The following is a 15,867-nucleotide window of genomic DNA, read 5'->3' as shown; positions in this document are numbered from 1 at the left end:
CCGCGAATCGCCAACACGATCAAGGAATTGTCCGAATGCTGGTCGTCTCACTCGGTGGCAGCCCCAGCCAGCGCTCCCGTTCCGGGGTGCTGCTGGAGCGCTCCAAAGGTTGGTTGCAAGGGCAGGGCGTGGAAGTGGTGAGTTACCAGGTACGGGACTTCCCGGCCGAAGACTTGCTGCATGCACGCTTTGACAGCCCGAAGGTGCTCGACCTGTTGCAACAGATTGAAAATGCCGACGGTCTGCTGATCGCCACCCCGGTGTACAAGGCATCGTTCTCCGGCGCGTTGAAAACCGTGCTGGACCTGCTGCCCGAACGCGCACTGGCACACAAGGTCGTGTTGCCAATGGCTACCGGCGGCAGCATCGCCCACATGCTGGCGGTGGATTACGCGCTCAAGCCGGTGTTGTCGGCGTTGAAGGCCGATGAACTGCTCCAAGGGATTTTCGCGGTCGACAGCCAGATCGCCTATGGCGAAGGCAGTGCGGCAGCGAAGCTGGCGCCGGAGCTGGAACAACGCTTGAACGAGTCGCTGGAGTTGTTTCTCGGCGCCATGGCGCGACGCCCCAGGCCGCTCGATCCAGGCCTGTTGAATGACCGTTTGTTGAGTGCTCGCTGGAGCATTTGAACCCCTTTCGAACATTGAAGTACTGGCCTTACTCGCCCGCCAACGGGCAAGCAGGTGCAGCCAAAACCCAACTGCAAAAAGGAGAGCGCCATGCGCCCTGTCATTTTGCGTCGTGGTCTGGTCGCTCTGTTTGCTGCGGCTGTTACCTTCGGCGCCATTACTCAAGCTCAAGCTGAAACTCTTCGTATCGGCTATCAGAAATACGGCACCCTGGTGCTGCTCAAAGCCAAAGGCACTCTGGAAAAACGCCTCGCCGCCCAAGGCGTGGACGTGCAATGGACCGAGTTCCCCGGCGGCCCGCAACTGCTCGAAGGCCTGAACGTCGGCTCCATCGATTTTGGCGTGACCGGCGAAACCCCACCCGTATTCGCTCAAGCGGCCGGCGCCGATCTGCTCTACGTCGCCTACGAACCGCCAGCGCCTCACAGCGAAGCGATCCTGGTGCCGAAAGACTCGCCGATCAAATCGGTGGCCGAACTCAAGGGCAAGAAAGTCGCCCTGAACAAAGGCTCCAACGTGCACTACCTGCTGGTTCGTGCGCTGGAAGATGCCGGCCTCAAATACTCCGATATCCAGACCGTGTTCCTGCCACCGGCCGATGCCCGCGCGGCGTTCGAGCGCGGCAGCGTCGACGCCTGGGTGATCTGGGACCCGTACCAGGCCGCCGCCGAACAGCAACTGCAAGCGCGCACCCTGCGCGATGGCCAGGGCATCGTCGACAACCATCAGTTCTACCTGGCGACCAAGCCTTACGCGCAAAAGAATCCCGAGGTGATCAAGACCCTGGTGGAGGAAGTGCGGGGTGTGGGCGAGTGGTCCAGGGCCAACCCGCAGGACGTGACGCAACAGGTCGCACCGCTGCTCGGCCTGCCGGCAGACATCACGCTGACCTCGGTTAAACGCCAGGGCTACGGCGCGTTGTTCCTCACGCCGGAGGTGGTCGCTGCGCAGCAGAAAATCGCCGACAGCTTCTTCCAGCTCAAGCTGATTCCCAAGCCCTTGAGCATCAAGGACGTGATCTGGACGCCACCGGCGGCCGTTGCCAAAGCCCAATAACCCAGCATTCGATTTCCCAAGGAGACCACTCCATGAGCCTCAATATCTTCTGGTTCCTGCCCACCCACGGCGACGGCCATTACCTTGGCACCGCCGAAGGCGCTCGCGCCGTCGACCACGGTTACCTGCAACAAGTCGCCCAGGCGGCCGATCGCCTGGGCTTCGGCGGGGTGCTGATCCCCACTGGTCGCTCATGCGAAGACTCCTGGCTGGTGGCGGCATCGCTGATTCCGGTGACCCAGCGCCTGAAGTTTCTGGTCGCGTTGCGCCCCGGGATCATTTCCCCGACGGTGGCGGCGCGTCAGGCGGCGACCCTGGATCGTCTGTCCGGCGGGCGTGCGCTGTTCAACCTGGTGACTGGCGGTGATCCGGAAGAGCTGGCCGGCGACGGTCTGTTCCTGACTCACGAAGAGCGCTATCAGGCCTCGGTGGAATTCACCCGCATCTGGCGTCGGGTGCTGGAAGGCGAGACCGTCGATTACGACGGCCAGCACATCAGCGTGAAGGGCGCCAAGCTGCTCTATCCGCCGATCCAGCAACCGCGGCCGCCGCTGTACTTCGGTGGTTCGTCGCAAGCCGCGCAAGACCTGGCGGCAGAGCAAGTGGAGATGGTCCTGACCTGGGGCGAGCCGCCGGCCGCGGTCGCCGAGAAAATTGCGCAAGTGCGGGCCAAGGCCGCAAAACTCGGGCGCACCGTGCGCTTCGGCATCCGTCTGCATGTGATCGTGCGGGAAACCAATGCCGAGGCCTGGCAGGCGGCGGATCGCCTGATCTCGCACCTGGACGACGACACCATCGCCCGGGCCCAGGCGTCCCTGGCGCGCTTCGATTCGGTGGGCCAGCAACGCATGGCCGCGCTGCACGGCGGCAGCCGCGACAACCTGGAAGTCAGCCCCAACCTGTGGGCAGGCGTCGGCCTGGTGCGTGGCGGTGCCGGCACAGCGTTGGTGGGCGACGGTCCGACCGTGGCCGCCCGCGTGAAGGAATACGCGGACCTGGGCATCGATACCTTCATCTTCTCCGGTTATCCACACCTGGAAGAGTCGTACCGCGTTGCCGAGCTGCTGTTTCCGCACCTGGATGTGGAGCGTCCTGAGCTGCCGAAAAGTGCCGGCTACGTCAGCCCGTTCGGCGAGATGGTGGCCAACGACATTCTTCCCAAAGCCGCGTCCCAGAGCTGAGGCGCGCCATGAAGAAAATCATCCACAGCCTCGCGCCCTGGGCGTTGCCGGTGTTGCTGCTGGCGGTGTGGCAGTTGTCGGTGTCGGCGGGCTGGTTGTCGACGCGGATCCTGCCGGCACCGGTCGCGGTGATCGAGGCCGGCATCAGCCTGGTACGCAGTGGCGAGATCTGGACTCACCTGGCCATCAGCGGCTGGCGCGCGGCGCTGGGCTTCGCCATCGGCGGCAGTATCGGCCTGGTCCTGGGGTTCATCACCGGCCTGTCGAAATGGGGCGAGCGCCTGCTCGACAGCTCGGTACAGATGATCCGCAACGTGCCGCATCTGGCGCTGATTCCGCTGGTGATCCTGTGGTTCGGCATCGACGAGTCGGCGAAGATTTTCCTGGTGGCGCTGGGCACCTTGTTCCCGATCTACCTCAACACCTATCACGGCATCCGCAACGTCGATCCGGCGCTGGTGGAGATGTCCCGCAGCTATGGGCTGTCCGGTTTCAGCCTGTTCCGCCAGGTGATTCTGCCGGGCGCGCTGCCTTCGATTCTGGTCGGCGTGCGCTTCGCTCTGGGCTTCATGTGGCTGACGCTGATCGTCGCCGAAACCATTTCCGCCAGCTCCGGCATCGGCTACCTGGCGATGAATGCCCGGGAGTTTCTGCAGACCGACGTGGTGGTGCTGGCGATCCTGATGTACGCGGTGCTCGGCAAGCTGGCCGACCTCGCGGCCCGTGGACTTGAACGCGTATGGCTGCGCTGGCACCCGGCCTATCAGGTTGCCAAGGGAGGTGCCGCATGACGGCTCAACAACCTCCACGCCTGCTGCGCGGGATTCCGCTGGCGGTGCGCAAGCTGCAGAAAACCTTCGGCGCGCGGCAGGTGCTGCGCGAGATCGACCTGCACATTCCGGCCGGTCAGTTCGTCGCGGTAGTCGGGCGCAGCGGCTGCGGCAAAAGCACCTTGCTGCGTTTGCTCGCCGGTCTCGACCAGCCTACGGGCGGGCAGTTGCTGGCCGGCTCCGCGGCGTTGAGCGAGGCGCGGGAAGACACGCGGCTGATGTTCCAGGAAGCGCGTCTGCTGCCCTGGAAACGGATCATCGACAACGTGGGGCTCGGGCTCAAGGGCGACTGGCGGCCACAGGCGTTGCAGGCCCTGGAAGCGGTCGGCCTGGCGGATCGCGCCAACGAGTGGCCGGCGGCCCTGTCCGGCGGGCAGAAGCAGCGTGTGGCGCTGGCTCGCGCGCTGATCCACCAGCCACGCCTGCTGTTGCTCGACGAACCGCTGGGCGCGCTGGACGCCCTGACCCGCATCGAGATGCAGCAGCTGATCGAGCGGCTCTGGCAGCAGCACGGCTTCACGGTCTTACTGGTGACCCATGACGTCAGCGAAGCGGTGGCGATTGCCGATCGGGTGATCCTGATCGAAGACGGCGAAATCGGCCTCGACCTGCACGTGGAACTGCCGCGCCCCCGGGTTCGCGGCTCCCACCGGTTGGCGGCGCTGGAAACCGAAGTCCTCAACCGCGTGCTGTCCCTGCCGGGTCAACCGCCGGAACCGGAACCTGTTTCACCTTTGCCTACGCAATTGCGTTGGGCGCAATAAAGACAGCCGCAAGCTTCGAGCTCCAAGCGGCAAGAAAAAGCAGTGCGCTTTTACTTGCAGCTTGAAGCTCGCCACTTGCAGCTCATTTCGACCTCAGGAGAAATAAATATGACGATCAAAGCCATCAACGTACGCAACCAGTTCAAGGGCACCATCAAGGAAATCGTTTTGGGCGACGTGCTGTCGGAAATCGACGTGCAAACCGCGTCCGGCATCGTCACCTCGGTGATCACCACCCGTTCGGTGAAAGAGCTGGAACTGGCGGTGGGCAGCGAAGTGATCGCGTTCGTGAAGTCCACCGAGGTGTCGATCGCGAAGTTGTGATTGCATGCCGTGAGTCAGTTGGCTCGGCAGCGCACCCATCGCGAGCAGGCTCCCACAGTGGTTCACATTTCCATGTGGGAGCGAGCCTGCTCGCGATGGCGTCCGTCCGATCAACAAAAAATCAGGCCAGACCGCCGCGCTTTGGCAGGTAAGGCGGCAAATACAGCCCCAGATACGCATCAAACACCCGCATCCCTTCCTCGGCCATGCGCGGCGTAATTTGCCCGTGCTGTTGCACCGAGCGCGCGTACACCCGGTCTCCCAGCTCCATGGCCAGCGCAAACACATCCACATCGTCCGGCAGCTTCGGTAACTCGAAATGGTGGTCGAACAGCTTGTGCATCAGGTCGCCCAGTTCGATGTCGTGCTGGCGGTCGGCCTGGGTGACTTCGGTGAGGCCGTGCTGGGCGAGGATCAGCTGGCGGGCGGCGGCGTCGGCGCCGTAGATGGCGAGCATGCGTTGTTCCACCAGGCGCGACAGGTCACCCCAGCTGTTGAGCGTGGCGTGGTCGATGGGGGCTTGCAGGCAGGCGCGGAAGGCGGCGTGGACGTCCGCGGTCAGCGCTTCGAGCAAGGCCGGGACGCTGGCGAAAAAGTGGTAGACCGAGGAGGGCGGGATCTGCGCGCGCTCGGCGACGCTGTAGATCGACAGACTGGCCACGCCCTCGGCCGCCAGCAGCGTGCGCGCCGCATCGAGAATCGAATCGATCCGGGCCTGGCTGGCTGCGCGGGGTTTGCGGGGGCTGGCTACGCGTGTCATGGGAGTCTCCTGCGGGGCAGGGGGCATTGTACGAGCAGGCTTCTGTGTTGTCTTGCAGGCCGCCTTCGCGAGCAAGCCCGCTCCCACTGAAGGAACCCCATAAAAAAACGCCGCGGGCTGTGAGGCCGGCGGCGTTCGATTTTTCAGTACAACCACTTAAACGGTATGCAGATACCAGTTGTACTCAAGGTCGGAGATGGAGTGTTCGAACTCCTCCAGCTCACTCTCCTTGCACGCGACGAAGATGTCGATGTACTTCGGATCGATGTACTTGGCCATGACTTCGCTGTCGTCCAGCTCGCGCAGTGCATCGCGCAGGTTGTTCGGCAGGCTCTGCTCGTTCTGCTCGTAGCTGTTGCCTTCGGTCGGTGCCGGTGGCTCGACCTTGTTGGTCAGGCCGTGGTGCACGCCCGCCAGGACCGAAGCCATCAGCAGGTACGGGTTGGCGTCGGCGCCGGCGACACGGTGCTCCAGACGCACTGCATCGGCAGAGCCGGTCGGTACGCGCAGGGCCACGGTGCGGTTGTCCAGGCCCCAGCTTGGCGAGTTCGGCACGTAGAACTGCGCGCCGAAACGACGGTACGAGTTCACGTTCGGGCAGAGGAAAGCCATCTGAGCTGGCAGGGTCTCGAGCACACCGCCGATCGCGTGACGCAGCGCGGCGTTCTGCTCGGGATCCTCGCTGGCAAAAATGTTTTTGCCATCTTTGTCGAGCACCGAGATGTGGACGTGCAGACCATTACCCGCCTGGCCTGGGTAAGGCTTGGCCATGAAGGTGGTGTCCATCTCATGGTCGTAGGCGATGTTCTTGATCAGACGCTTGAGCAGTACCGCGTAGTCGCAGGCCTTGATCGGGTCGGCCACGTGGTGCAGGTTCACTTCGAACTGCGCCGGGGCACTTTCCTTGACGATGGCGTCGGCCGGGATGCCTTGCTCTTTCGCGCCTTCGAGGATGTCCTGCAGGCAGTCGACGTATTCGTCGAGGTCGTCGATCAGGTAGACCTGGGTCGAGTGCGGGCGTTTGCCGGAGATCGGCGAGCGCGGCGGCTGTGGACGGCCGTTCACGTTCTCCTGGTCGATCAGGTAGAACTCAAGTTCAAACGCGGCGCAGATGGTCAGGCCCAACTCGTCGAACTTGGCCACGACCTGGCGCAGGACTTCCCGCGGGTCGGCGAAGAAAGGGTCACCTTCCAGTTCATGCATGGTCATCAGCAGTTGCGCGGTCGGGCGCTTCTGCCATGGCTCGTTGCACAGGGTATCGGGGATTGGATAGCAGATTCGGTCAGCATCACCGATGTCCAGGCCCAGGCCGGTGCTTTCCACCGTAGAGCCGTTGATATCCAGAGCAAAAAGAGAGGCCGGCAGGTTGATGCCTTTCTCGTAAACCTTGTGGAGGCTGGTGCGTTCGATGCGCTTGCCGCGCACCACACCATTCATATCCGCAATCAGAAGGTCAACGTACAGAACCTCAGGATGTTCCTTAAGGAACGCGTTCGCTTCGTTGAGCTGAACGGCACGCGGGGGTACCGACATGATGCAACACCTTTGTTGTTAAAAATATCAATCATTGATCTTTTCGGATTCCAGTCAACCCGAACGGCATGCCGAAGTCAAGCTGGGCCTTTTTTGCCCTCTTAAAGGGCTCGTGTGGCTTTTTTGGGGCACTTTGGGGCGTTTTTATTCCCTCGAACGCTATGGCTCCCGCAGGCTTGAGCGGGCCGTGTTGTATTTTTTACGGGGGTGTTGTGTAAAAAAATGAACAAGGCTAAGCTCGGATCAAACCCATAACAGCAATAATACCGGGGTGCTTCATGTCTCGCCTGCCGATAATCGGCGTCACCGCCTGCTCTGCGCAGAACGGTCTGCATGCTTATCACATTCATGGCGACCTTTTGGTCGGCACCCGGGCCCTGGCGGCCAAGGGCCTGTCGGCAATCCTCGCTTCCCCGGCGAATGGGTCATCCCCGTCCGTTATTCTGGACGGCCTCGATGGCACACCCATTACGGTTACTCCATTCAATATAGAACCGATTCACAATGGCGGCGCGGCCTTCGTGCAGCGTTGCGCTCTCGATTCTGCACGCCATGAGTTTGCTGGGCTGTCCTTAAATGATTCGATAGCCTGTGCTAGACAGATATTTCCACGCGACGCCGATGCGTCAAACATCGCCTGACACCCACGTGCCAGGAAACTCAAAGCCTAGAGGCATTTATGAGTAACAACCTCGACCAGCTCACCGATTGGTTGAAAAGCCACAAGATCACAGAAGTCGAATGCATGATCGGCGACTTGACCGGGATCACCCGGGGCAAGATCTCGCCGACCAACAAGTTCATCGCCGAAAAAGGCATGCGTCTGCCCGAGAGCGTGTTGTTGCAGACGGTGACCGGCGATTACGTCGAAGACGACATCTATTACGAACTGCTCGACCCGGCCGACATCGACATGATCTGCCGCCCCGACCAGAACGCGGTGTTCCTCGTGCCGTGGGCCATCGAGCCGACCGCCCAGGTGATCCACGACACCTACGACAAGCAGGGCAATCCGATCGAGCTGTCGCCGCGCAACGTGCTCAAGAAGGTCCTCAAACTCTATGCCGACAAGGGCTGGCAGCCCATCGTGGCGCCGGAAATGGAGTTCTACCTGACCAAGCGCAGCGACGACCCGGACTATCCGTTGCAGCCGCCGATCGGCCGTTCGGGACGTCCGGAAATCGGTCGCCAGTCGTTCTCCATCGAAGCGGCGAACGAATTCGACCCGCTGTTCGAAGACGTCTACGACTGGTGTGAACTGCAGGAACTGGACCTCGACACGCTGATCCACGAGGACGGCACGGCGCAGATGGAAATCAACTTCCGTCACGGCGATGCCCTATCCCTGGCCGACCAGATCCTGGTGTTCAAGCGCACCATGCGCGAGGCCGCGCTCAAACATGACGTGGCGGCCACCTTCATGGCCAAGCCGATGACCGGCGAGCCGGGCAGCGCCATGCACCTGCACCAGAGCATCATCGACATCGAGACCGGCAAGAACATCTTCTCCAACGAAGACGGGACCATGAGCCAGCTGTTCCTGCACCACATCGGTGGCCTGCAGAAGCTGATCCCCGAGCTGTTGCCGCTGTTCGCGCCCAACGTCAACTCGTTCCGCCGCTTCCTGCCGGACACCTCGGCACCGGTGAACGTGGAGTGGGGCGAAGAGAACCGCACCGTGGGCCTGCGGGTGCCGGATGCCGGGCCACAGAACCGTCGGGTGGAAAACCGCCTGCCGGGCGCCGATGCCAACCCGTACCTGGCGATCGCCGCCAGCCTGTTGTGCGGCTACATCGGCATGGTCGAAGGCATGAACCCGAGCGCGCCGGTGGTGGGCCGCGGTTATGAGCGCCGCAACCTGCGCCTGCCGCTGACCATCGAAGACGCGCTGGACCGCATGGAAAACAGCTCGACCATCGAGAAATACCTGGGCAAGAACTTCATCACTGGCTACGTCGCGGTCAAGCGAGCCGAGCATGAAAACTTCAAGCGCGTCATCAGTTCGTGGGAGCGGGAATTCCTGCTGTTCGCCGTCTGATGCGCCGGGCGCTGCCGCTGTCGGGCAGCGCCTTCACCTGATTTTTTTAGGAGATTCGTATGACCAGCAACAACCCGCAAACCCGTGAGTGGCAGGCCCTGAGCAACGATCACCACCTGGCCCCGTTCAGCGATTTCAAGCAGCTGAAAGAGAAGGGCCCGCGGATCATCACCAATGCCAAGGGCGTTTACCTGTGGGACAGCGAGGGCAACAAGATCCTCGACGGCATGGCCGGCCTGTGGTGCGTGGCAGTCGGTTACGGTCGCGATGAACTGGCCGAAGCCGCCAACAAGCAGATGCGTGAACTGCCGTACTACAACCTGTTCTTCCAGACCGCTCACCCGCCAGCGCTGGAGTTGGCCAAGGCCATCGCCGATATCGCGCCGCAAGGCATGAACCACGTGTTCTTCACCGGTTCCGGTTCCGAAGGCAACGACACCATGCTGCGCATGGTTCGCCACTACTGGGCGATCAAGGGCCAGCCGAACAAGAAAGTCATCATCAGCCGCAAGAACGGCTATCACGGTTCCACCGTGGCCGGCGCGAGCCTGGGCGGCATGACCTACATGCACGAGCAGGGCGACCTGCCGATCCCGGGCATCGTCCACATTGCCCAGCCTTACTGGTTCACCGAAGGCGGCGACATGACGCCGGAAGAGTTCGGGATCTGGGCGGCCAACCAGCTGGAAGAGAAAATTCTGGAAGTCGGCGTCGACAACGTCGGTGCCTTCATTGCCGAGCCGATCCAGGGCGCCGGCGGCGTGATCATTCCGCCAGAGACCTACTGGCCGCGCATCAAGGAAATCCTCGCCAAGTACGACATCCTGTTCGTGGCGGACGAAGTGATCTGCGGTTTCGGCCGTACCGGCGAGTGGTTCGGCAGCGATTTCTACGACCTCAAGCCCGACATGATGACCATCGCCAAAGGCCTGACCTCCGGCTACATCCCGATGGGTGGCCTGATCGTTCGCGATGAAGTGGTGGCAGTGCTCAACGAAGGCGGCGATTTCAACCACGGTTTCACCTACTCCGGACACCCGGTGGCGGCAGCGGTGGCGCTGGAAAACATCCGCATCATGCGCGACGAGAAAATTGTCGAGCGCGTACACAGCGAAACGGCACCGTATTTGCAGAAACGTTTGCGTGAACTGAACGATCACCCGCTGGTGGGCGAAGTTCGCGGGGTGGGCCTGTTGGGGGCCATTGAACTGGTGCAGGACAAGGCCACGCGCAAGCGTTACGAAGGCAAGGGTGTGGGCATGATCTGCCGCCAGTTCTGCTTCGACAACGGCCTGATCATGCGCGCCGTGGGCGACACCATGATCATCGCGCCACCGCTGGTGATCACCCCTGCGGAGATCGATGAGCTGGTGACCAAGGCCCGCAAGTGCCTGGACCTGACCCTGAGTGCTTTGCAGGGCTAAGTGCTAGGCTCTGAGCGCAAGACATGAAACTTTCGCTCGGGGCATCCTTAAACGGCGGCCTTTCCTTGAAAGACCGCCGTGGATCTTGCCAGACTAGCCGCGGTTCCAGTTGTCCGGTTTCGGCCGCTGAACAAAGTGGTTCAAAAAAAGAAAAAATTTGGAGCATCAACGCATGAAGGCATTAGGAAAAAAGCTTGCTGGCAAGACTCTCCTCGCCATGTCCCTGATGGGCATTATGGCGAGTGCGGCCCAGGCAGATGACAAGGTACTGCACGTCTATAACTGGTCCGACTACATCGCTCCGGACACCATCAAGAAGTTTGAAGACGAGTCGGGCATCAAAGTTGTCTACGACGTCTTCGACAGTAACGAAACCCTGGAAGCCAAGTTGCTGGCAGGCAAGTCCGGCTACGACATCGTCGTACCGTCGAACAACTTCCTGGCCAAGCAGATCAAGGCCGGCGTTTACCAGAAGCTGGACAAGTCCAAGCTGCCTAACTGGAAGAACCTGAACACCGATCTGCTCAAGGCCGTATCGGTCAGCGACCCGGGCAACGAACACGCCTTCCCTTACATGTGGGGTTCGATCGGCATCGGCTACAACGCCGAGAAGGTCAAGGCTGCACTGGGCGCCGACGCTCCGGTGGATTCCTGGGACCTGATCTTCAAGCCTGAAAACGCTGCCAAGCTGAAGTCCTGCGGCATCAGCCTGCTGGACTCGCCAACCGAGATGATTCCGGTGGCGCTGCACTACCTGGGCCTGCCAACCGACAGCCAGAAGAAAGAAGACATCGACAAGGCTGAAGCGCTGATCATGAAGGTCCGTCCTTCGATCGCCTACTTCCACTCCTCCAAGTACATCTCGGACCTCGCCAACGGCAACATCTGCGTCGCCGTCGGTTACTCGGGTGACATCTATCAGGCCAAGTCCCGCGCTGCCGAAGCCGGTGACAAGGTCAAAGTCAGCTACAACATTCCGAAAGAAGGTGCAGGCAGCTTCTACGACATGGTCGCCATCCCTAAAGATGCCGAAAACGTCGAAGGCGCCTACAAGTTCATGACCTTCCTGCAGAAGCCGGAAATCATGGCTGAAATCACCAACGCCGTACGCTTCCCGAACGGTAACGCTGCCGCCACGCCACTGGTTGATAAAGACATCACCAGCGACCCGGGCATCTACCCACCGGCGGACGTGCTGGCCAAGCTGTACGCGATTGCTGACCTGCCGGCGGCGACCCAGCGGATCCTGACTCGCAGCTGGACCAAGATCAAATCCGGTAAGTAAGCGCTAACCCCTGTGTAGGAGCGAGCTTGCTCGCGATGGGGTGTCAGACACCCCGTGTCATCGTTGACGAACATCGCGAGCAAGCTCGCTCCTACAGGGTTTTTTATAAAGTTTGCTGGATCGGTTTTTCGAGGGTAAGTTGCGCGCCGGTTTGTTGCCAGACAGTCATGGCTGTCATGTAACGCGGGGCAACTTGGGCCCAACTCATTTCAGAGGACCTCCACTTGCCTATTTCTTCTTTGTTGCGCAATGCCATGCTGCTCGGCGCCGGACTGACGATAGCCGCCAGTGTCCAGGCCGCCGGTACCGTGCATATTTATAACTGGTCCGATTACATCGGCGAGACCACCCTGGCGGACTTCCAGAAAGAGACCGGCATCAAACCGGTCTACGACGTGTTCGACTCCAACGAAACCCTGGAAGGCAAGTTGCTGGCCGGGCGCACCGGCTACGACGTGGTCGTGCCGTCCAACCACTTCCTGGGCAAGCAGATCAAGGCCGGGGCTTTCCAGAAGCTCGACAAGTCGCTGCTGCCCAACTACAAGAATCTCGACCCTGTACTGCTCAAGCGTCTTGAGCAGAACGATCCGGGCAACCAGTACGCCGTGCCGTACCTGTGGGGCACCAACGGCATCGGCTACAACGTCGAGAAGGTCAAGGCTGTGCTGGGCGTCGACAAGATCGACTCCTGGGCCGTGGTCTTCGAACCTGAGAACATGAAGAAGCTTCAGAGTTGCGGCGTGTCCTTCCTCGACTCCGCCGATGAAATGCTGCCCACGGTCCTCAACTACATGGGCCTGGACCCCAACAGCACCAAGCCCGAAGACTACAAGAAGGCCGAAGCCAAGCTGCTCGCGGTTCGTCCTTACGTGACCTACTTCCACTCCTCCAAATACATCGGCGACCTGGCCAACGGCGATATCTGCGTGGCCGTCGGTTTCTCCGGCGACTTCATCCAGGCCAAGACCCGTGCCGAGGAAGCGAAGAAGGGCGTGGACATCGCCTACTCGATTCCCAAGGAAGGCGGCGCGCTGTGGTTCGACATGCTGGCGATTCCGAAGGACTCGGCCAACGTCAAACAGGCGCACGCGTTCATCAATTACTTGCTCAAACCCGAAGTGATCGCCCAGGTCAGCGACTACGTCGGTTACGCCAACCCGAATCCGGCGTCGGACAAACTGATGGAACAGTCCATTCGCACCGACGAATCGGTTTATCCACCCCAGGCGGTGCTCGACAAGACCTACGTGTCCATCGAGCTGCCACCGAACATTCAGCGTTTGATGACCCGCAGCTGGACCAAGGTCAAGTCGGGTAAATAGCTTCAAGGCTCAAACTATCCAGGGTTCGTTCAACTTGAGCGAACTTCAAATTTTGTTGGGAGTTTCGCAAATGGCAGTTGCCTCCGGCGCCTATAAGAAAGCCCTCGAGGGCGACCAGTCACCCAAGCAGGTGCTGGTCAAAATCGACCGGGTCACGAAGAAGTTCGACGAGACGGTTGCCGTGGACGATGTGTCCCTGGAAATCAAGAAGGGCGAGATCTTCGCCCTGCTCGGCGGTTCGGGATCGGGCAAATCCACCCTGCTGCGCATGCTCGCCGGTTTCGAGCGACCGACCGAAGGGCGGATCTTCCTCGACGGCGTAGACATCACCGACATGCCGCCCTACGAGCGGCCGATCAACATGATGTTCCAGTCCTACGCGCTGTTCCCGCACATGACCGTGGCGCAGAACATCGCCTTCGGCCTCAAGCAGGACAAGCTGCCGGCCGCCGAGATCGATGCCCGCGTGGCCGACATGCTCAAGCTGGTGCAGATGACCCAGTACGCCAAGCGCAAGCCGCATCAACTGTCCGGTGGTCAGCGTCAGCGTGTGGCCCTGGCCCGTTCCCTGGCCAAGCGTCCGAAGCTGCTGCTGCTCGATGAGCCGATGGGCGCACTGGACAAGAAGCTGCGCTCGCAGATGCAGCTGGAACTGGTGGAGATCATCGAGCGCGTGGGCGTGACCTGCGTGATGGTGACCCACGACCAGGAAGAGGCCATGACCATGGCCGAACGCATCGCGATCATGCACCTGGGCTGGATCGCCCAGATCGGCAGCCCGATCGACATCTACGAAACCCCGACCAGCCGCCTGGTCTGCGAATTCATCGGCAACGTCAACATCTTCGACGGTGAAGTGATCGAGGATGCCGAAGGCCACGCGACCATCACCTGCAAGGACCTGGATCGCCAGATCTACGTCGGCCACGGCATCAGCACCTCGGTGCAGGACAAGTCCGTGACCTACGCGATCCGTCCGGAAAAGCTGCTGGTGACCCCGACCATGCCGACCTGCGAATACAACTGGTCCAGCGGCAAGGTCCACGACATCGCCTACCTGGGCGGGCACTCGGTGTTCTACGTGGAGCTGCCGAGCGGCAAGATCGTCCAGTCCTTCGTCGCCAACGCCGAACGCCGCGGCGCGCGTCCGACCTGGGGTGACCAGGTCTACGTATGGTGGGAAGACGACAGCGGCGTGGTACTTCGCTCATGAACATGCGCAAATTCAAACGCCGCCTCAATCGAATAATTCCCGGTGGCCGTCAACTGGTCATCGGGGTCCCTTTCATCTGGCTGTTCCTGTTCTTCATGTTGCCGTTCTTCATCGTCCTGAAGATCAGCTTCGCCGAAGCCGACGTGGCCATTCCGCCGTACACCGAGATCTACAGCTACGCCGAGCAGAAGCTGCAAGTGCTGCTCAACCTGGGCAACTACGCGATGCTCGGCGACGACGAGCTGTACCTCTCCGCGTACCTCGGGTCGTTGAAGATGGCGTTCTTCAGCACGCTTCTGTGCCTGCTGATCGGCTATCCGATGGCCTACGCCATTGCCAGCGCCCGCAAGGAGCTGCAAACGGTGCTGGTGCTGCTGATCATGATGCCGACCTGGACCGCGATCCTGATCCGCGTGTATGCGTGGATGGGCATCCTGAGCAACAACGGCCTGCTCAACGGTTTCCTGATGAGCATGGGGTTGATCAGCGAACCGCTGCAGATCCTCAACACCAACCTGGCGGTGTATATCGGCGTGGTCTATTCGTACCTGCCGTTCATGATCCTGCCGCTGTACGCCAACCTGGTGAAGCACGATCCAAGCCTGCTGGAAGCCGCGTCGGACCTGGGTTCGAGCACCTTCAACAGCTTCTGGAAAATCACCGTGCCGCTGTCCAAGAACGGCATCATCGCCGGCTGCATGCTGGTGTTCATCCCGGTGGTGGGCGAGTTCGTGATTCCTGAACTGCTTGGCGGTCCGGAAACCCTGATGATCGGTAAAGTGCTCTGGCAAGAGTTCTTCAACAACCGTGACTGGCCGGTGGCGTCCGCCCTGGCGGTGGTGATGCTGGCGATCCTGATCGTGCCGATCATCCTGTTCAACCGCAGTCAGGCCAAGGAAATGGAGGGTAAAGAATGAAACGCTTCCGTTTCTCCAGCCTGATGCTGGTACTGGGTCTGCTGTTCATCTATCTGCCGATGCTGATCCTGGTGATCTACTCGTTCAACGCCTCCAAACTGGTGACGGTATGGGGCGGCTGGTCGATCAAGTGGTACGTCGGCCTGATGGACAACACGCAACTGATGGGCTCGGTGGTGCGCTCGCTGGAAATCGCCTGCTACACGGCGATTGCCGCCGTGGCACTGGGTACGCTCGCCGCGTTCGTCCTGACCCGCATCACCCGCTTCAAGGGCCGCACGCTGTTCGGCGGCCTGGTCACCGCGCCGCTGGTAATGCCTGAGGTGATCACCGGTCTGTCGCTGTTGCTGCTGTTCGTGGCCATGGCGCAGATGATCGGCTGGCCGCAGGAGCGTGGCATCGTGACCATCTGGATCGCTCACACCACGTTCTGTGCCGCCTATGTGGCGGTGGTGGTGTCGGCGCGCCTGCGTGAGCTGGACCTGTCCATCGAAGAGGCGGCCATGGATCTGGGTGCCAAGCCGTTCAAGGTGTTCTTCCTGATCACCATCCCGATGATCGCGCCATCGCTGGCGGCGGGCGGCATGATGT

16 protein-coding genes are annotated in these 15,867 nt (G+C 61.1%); 14 read left to right on the top strand and 2 right to left on the bottom strand.

Annotation, left to right across the window (positions count from 1 at the left end; genetic code table 11):
- Positions 1-35: 35 nt before the first annotated feature.
- The 6 genes from ssuE to HNO86_RS25460 all read left to right on the top strand — a co-directional run bounded on the left by ssuE (position 36) and on the right by HNO86_RS25460 (position 4,784).
- Complete coding sequence (ssuE, locus tag HNO86_RS25485; protein ID WP_175379686.1) at positions 36-629, top strand: NADPH-dependent FMN reductase; 594 nt, start codon at positions 36-38, stop codon at positions 627-629.
- A gap of 90 nt (positions 630-719) precedes the next feature.
- Positions 720-1,685 carry a sulfonate ABC transporter substrate-binding protein gene (locus tag HNO86_RS25480; protein WP_175379685.1) on the top strand — a complete coding sequence of 322 codons (966 nt, stop codon included), beginning with the start codon at positions 720-722 and terminating at the stop codon, positions 1,683-1,685.
- A gap of 32 nt (positions 1,686-1,717) precedes the next feature.
- Positions 1,718-2,866, top strand: a complete 1,149-nt coding sequence (ssuD, locus tag HNO86_RS25475; RefSeq protein WP_175379684.1) for an FMNH2-dependent alkanesulfonate monooxygenase — start codon at positions 1,718-1,720, stop codon at positions 2,864-2,866.
- An 8-nt stretch (positions 2,867-2,874) separates the two neighbouring features.
- Positions 2,875-3,657: an aliphatic sulfonate ABC transporter permease SsuC gene (gene ssuC / locus HNO86_RS25470; protein WP_175379683.1), complete on the top strand. Its 783-nt coding sequence runs from the start codon at positions 2,875-2,877 to the stop codon at positions 3,655-3,657.
- On the top strand, positions 3,654-4,460 hold the full coding sequence (gene ssuB / locus HNO86_RS25465; RefSeq protein ID WP_175379682.1) for an aliphatic sulfonates ABC transporter ATP-binding protein: 807 nt from the start codon (positions 3,654-3,656) through the stop codon (positions 4,458-4,460). Before ssuC ends, ssuB begins: the two co-directional genes overlap by 4 nt.
- Positions 4,461-4,568: 108 nt before the next feature.
- Positions 4,569-4,784, top strand: coding sequence for a molybdopterin-binding protein (locus HNO86_RS25460; protein ID WP_175379681.1), 216 nt, complete (start codon positions 4,569-4,571; stop codon positions 4,782-4,784).
- A 121-nt stretch (positions 4,785-4,905) separates the two neighbouring features.
- On the opposite strand, the gene HNO86_RS25455 is transcribed toward HNO86_RS25460, so the two are convergent.
- Both HNO86_RS25455 and HNO86_RS25450 read right to left on the bottom strand, forming a co-directional pair.
- Positions 4,906-5,544 (bottom strand): TetR/AcrR family transcriptional regulator, encoded by a 639-nt coding sequence (locus HNO86_RS25455; protein ID WP_175379680.1) that lies wholly within the window; start codon positions 5,542-5,544, stop codon positions 4,906-4,908.
- Between the two features lie 156 nt (positions 5,545-5,700).
- Positions 5,701-7,077 (bottom strand): glutamine synthetase family protein, encoded by a 1,377-nt coding sequence (locus tag HNO86_RS25450; RefSeq protein ID WP_175379679.1) that lies wholly within the window; start codon positions 7,075-7,077, stop codon positions 5,701-5,703.
- A 278-nt stretch (positions 7,078-7,355) separates the two neighbouring features.
- Here HNO86_RS25450 and HNO86_RS25445 point away from each other — a divergent pair, with 278 nt between their 5' ends.
- The 8 genes from HNO86_RS25445 to HNO86_RS25410 form a co-directional block, all read left to right on the top strand.
- A complete protein-coding gene (locus HNO86_RS25445) occupies positions 7,356-7,718 on the top strand; it encodes a gamma-glutamyl-gamma-aminobutyrate hydrolase family protein (RefSeq protein ID WP_175379678.1) in 363 nt (120 codons plus the stop codon).
- A 38-nt stretch (positions 7,719-7,756) separates the two neighbouring features.
- Positions 7,757-9,115 (top strand): glutamine synthetase family protein, encoded by a 1,359-nt coding sequence (locus tag HNO86_RS25440; RefSeq protein ID WP_175379677.1) that lies wholly within the window; start codon positions 7,757-7,759, stop codon positions 9,113-9,115.
- A gap of 59 nt (positions 9,116-9,174) precedes the next feature.
- Positions 9,175-10,539 carry an aspartate aminotransferase family protein gene (locus HNO86_RS25435; protein WP_175379676.1) on the top strand — a complete coding sequence of 455 codons (1,365 nt, stop codon included), beginning with the start codon at positions 9,175-9,177 and terminating at the stop codon, positions 10,537-10,539.
- A gap of 172 nt (positions 10,540-10,711) precedes the next feature.
- Entirely contained in the window at positions 10,712-11,824 is a 1,113-nt protein-coding gene (locus tag HNO86_RS25430) for a polyamine ABC transporter substrate-binding protein (protein ID WP_175379675.1), read from the top strand.
- Positions 11,825-12,048: 224 nt separating this feature from the next.
- Positions 12,049-13,146, top strand: coding sequence for a polyamine ABC transporter substrate-binding protein (locus HNO86_RS25425; protein WP_175379674.1), 1,098 nt, complete (start codon positions 12,049-12,051; stop codon positions 13,144-13,146).
- Positions 13,147-13,216: 70 nt separating this feature from the next.
- The gene (locus HNO86_RS25420) at positions 13,217-14,359 is read left to right on the top strand and encodes an ABC transporter ATP-binding protein (protein ID WP_175379673.1); all 1,143 of its coding nucleotides are present in this window, start codon (positions 13,217-13,219) and stop codon (positions 14,357-14,359) included.
- Positions 14,360-14,394: 35 nt separating this feature from the next.
- A complete protein-coding gene (locus HNO86_RS25415) occupies positions 14,395-15,276 on the top strand; it encodes an ABC transporter permease subunit (protein ID WP_175379715.1) in 882 nt (293 codons plus the stop codon).
- On the top strand, positions 15,273-15,867 hold a 595-nt coding region (locus tag HNO86_RS25410), incomplete at its 3' end, for an ABC transporter permease subunit (RefSeq protein ID WP_175379672.1). The genes HNO86_RS25415 and HNO86_RS25410, both read left to right, overlap by 4 nt.

It is taken from the genome of Pseudomonas sp. C1C7 (genome assembly GCF_013359595.1).
Taxonomy (GTDB): Bacteria; Pseudomonadota; Gammaproteobacteria; order Pseudomonadales; family Pseudomonadaceae; genus Aquipseudomonas.
The sequence above is the reverse complement of the archived record's forward strand: the minus strand, read 5'-3'. Positions and strand labels throughout refer to the sequence as shown.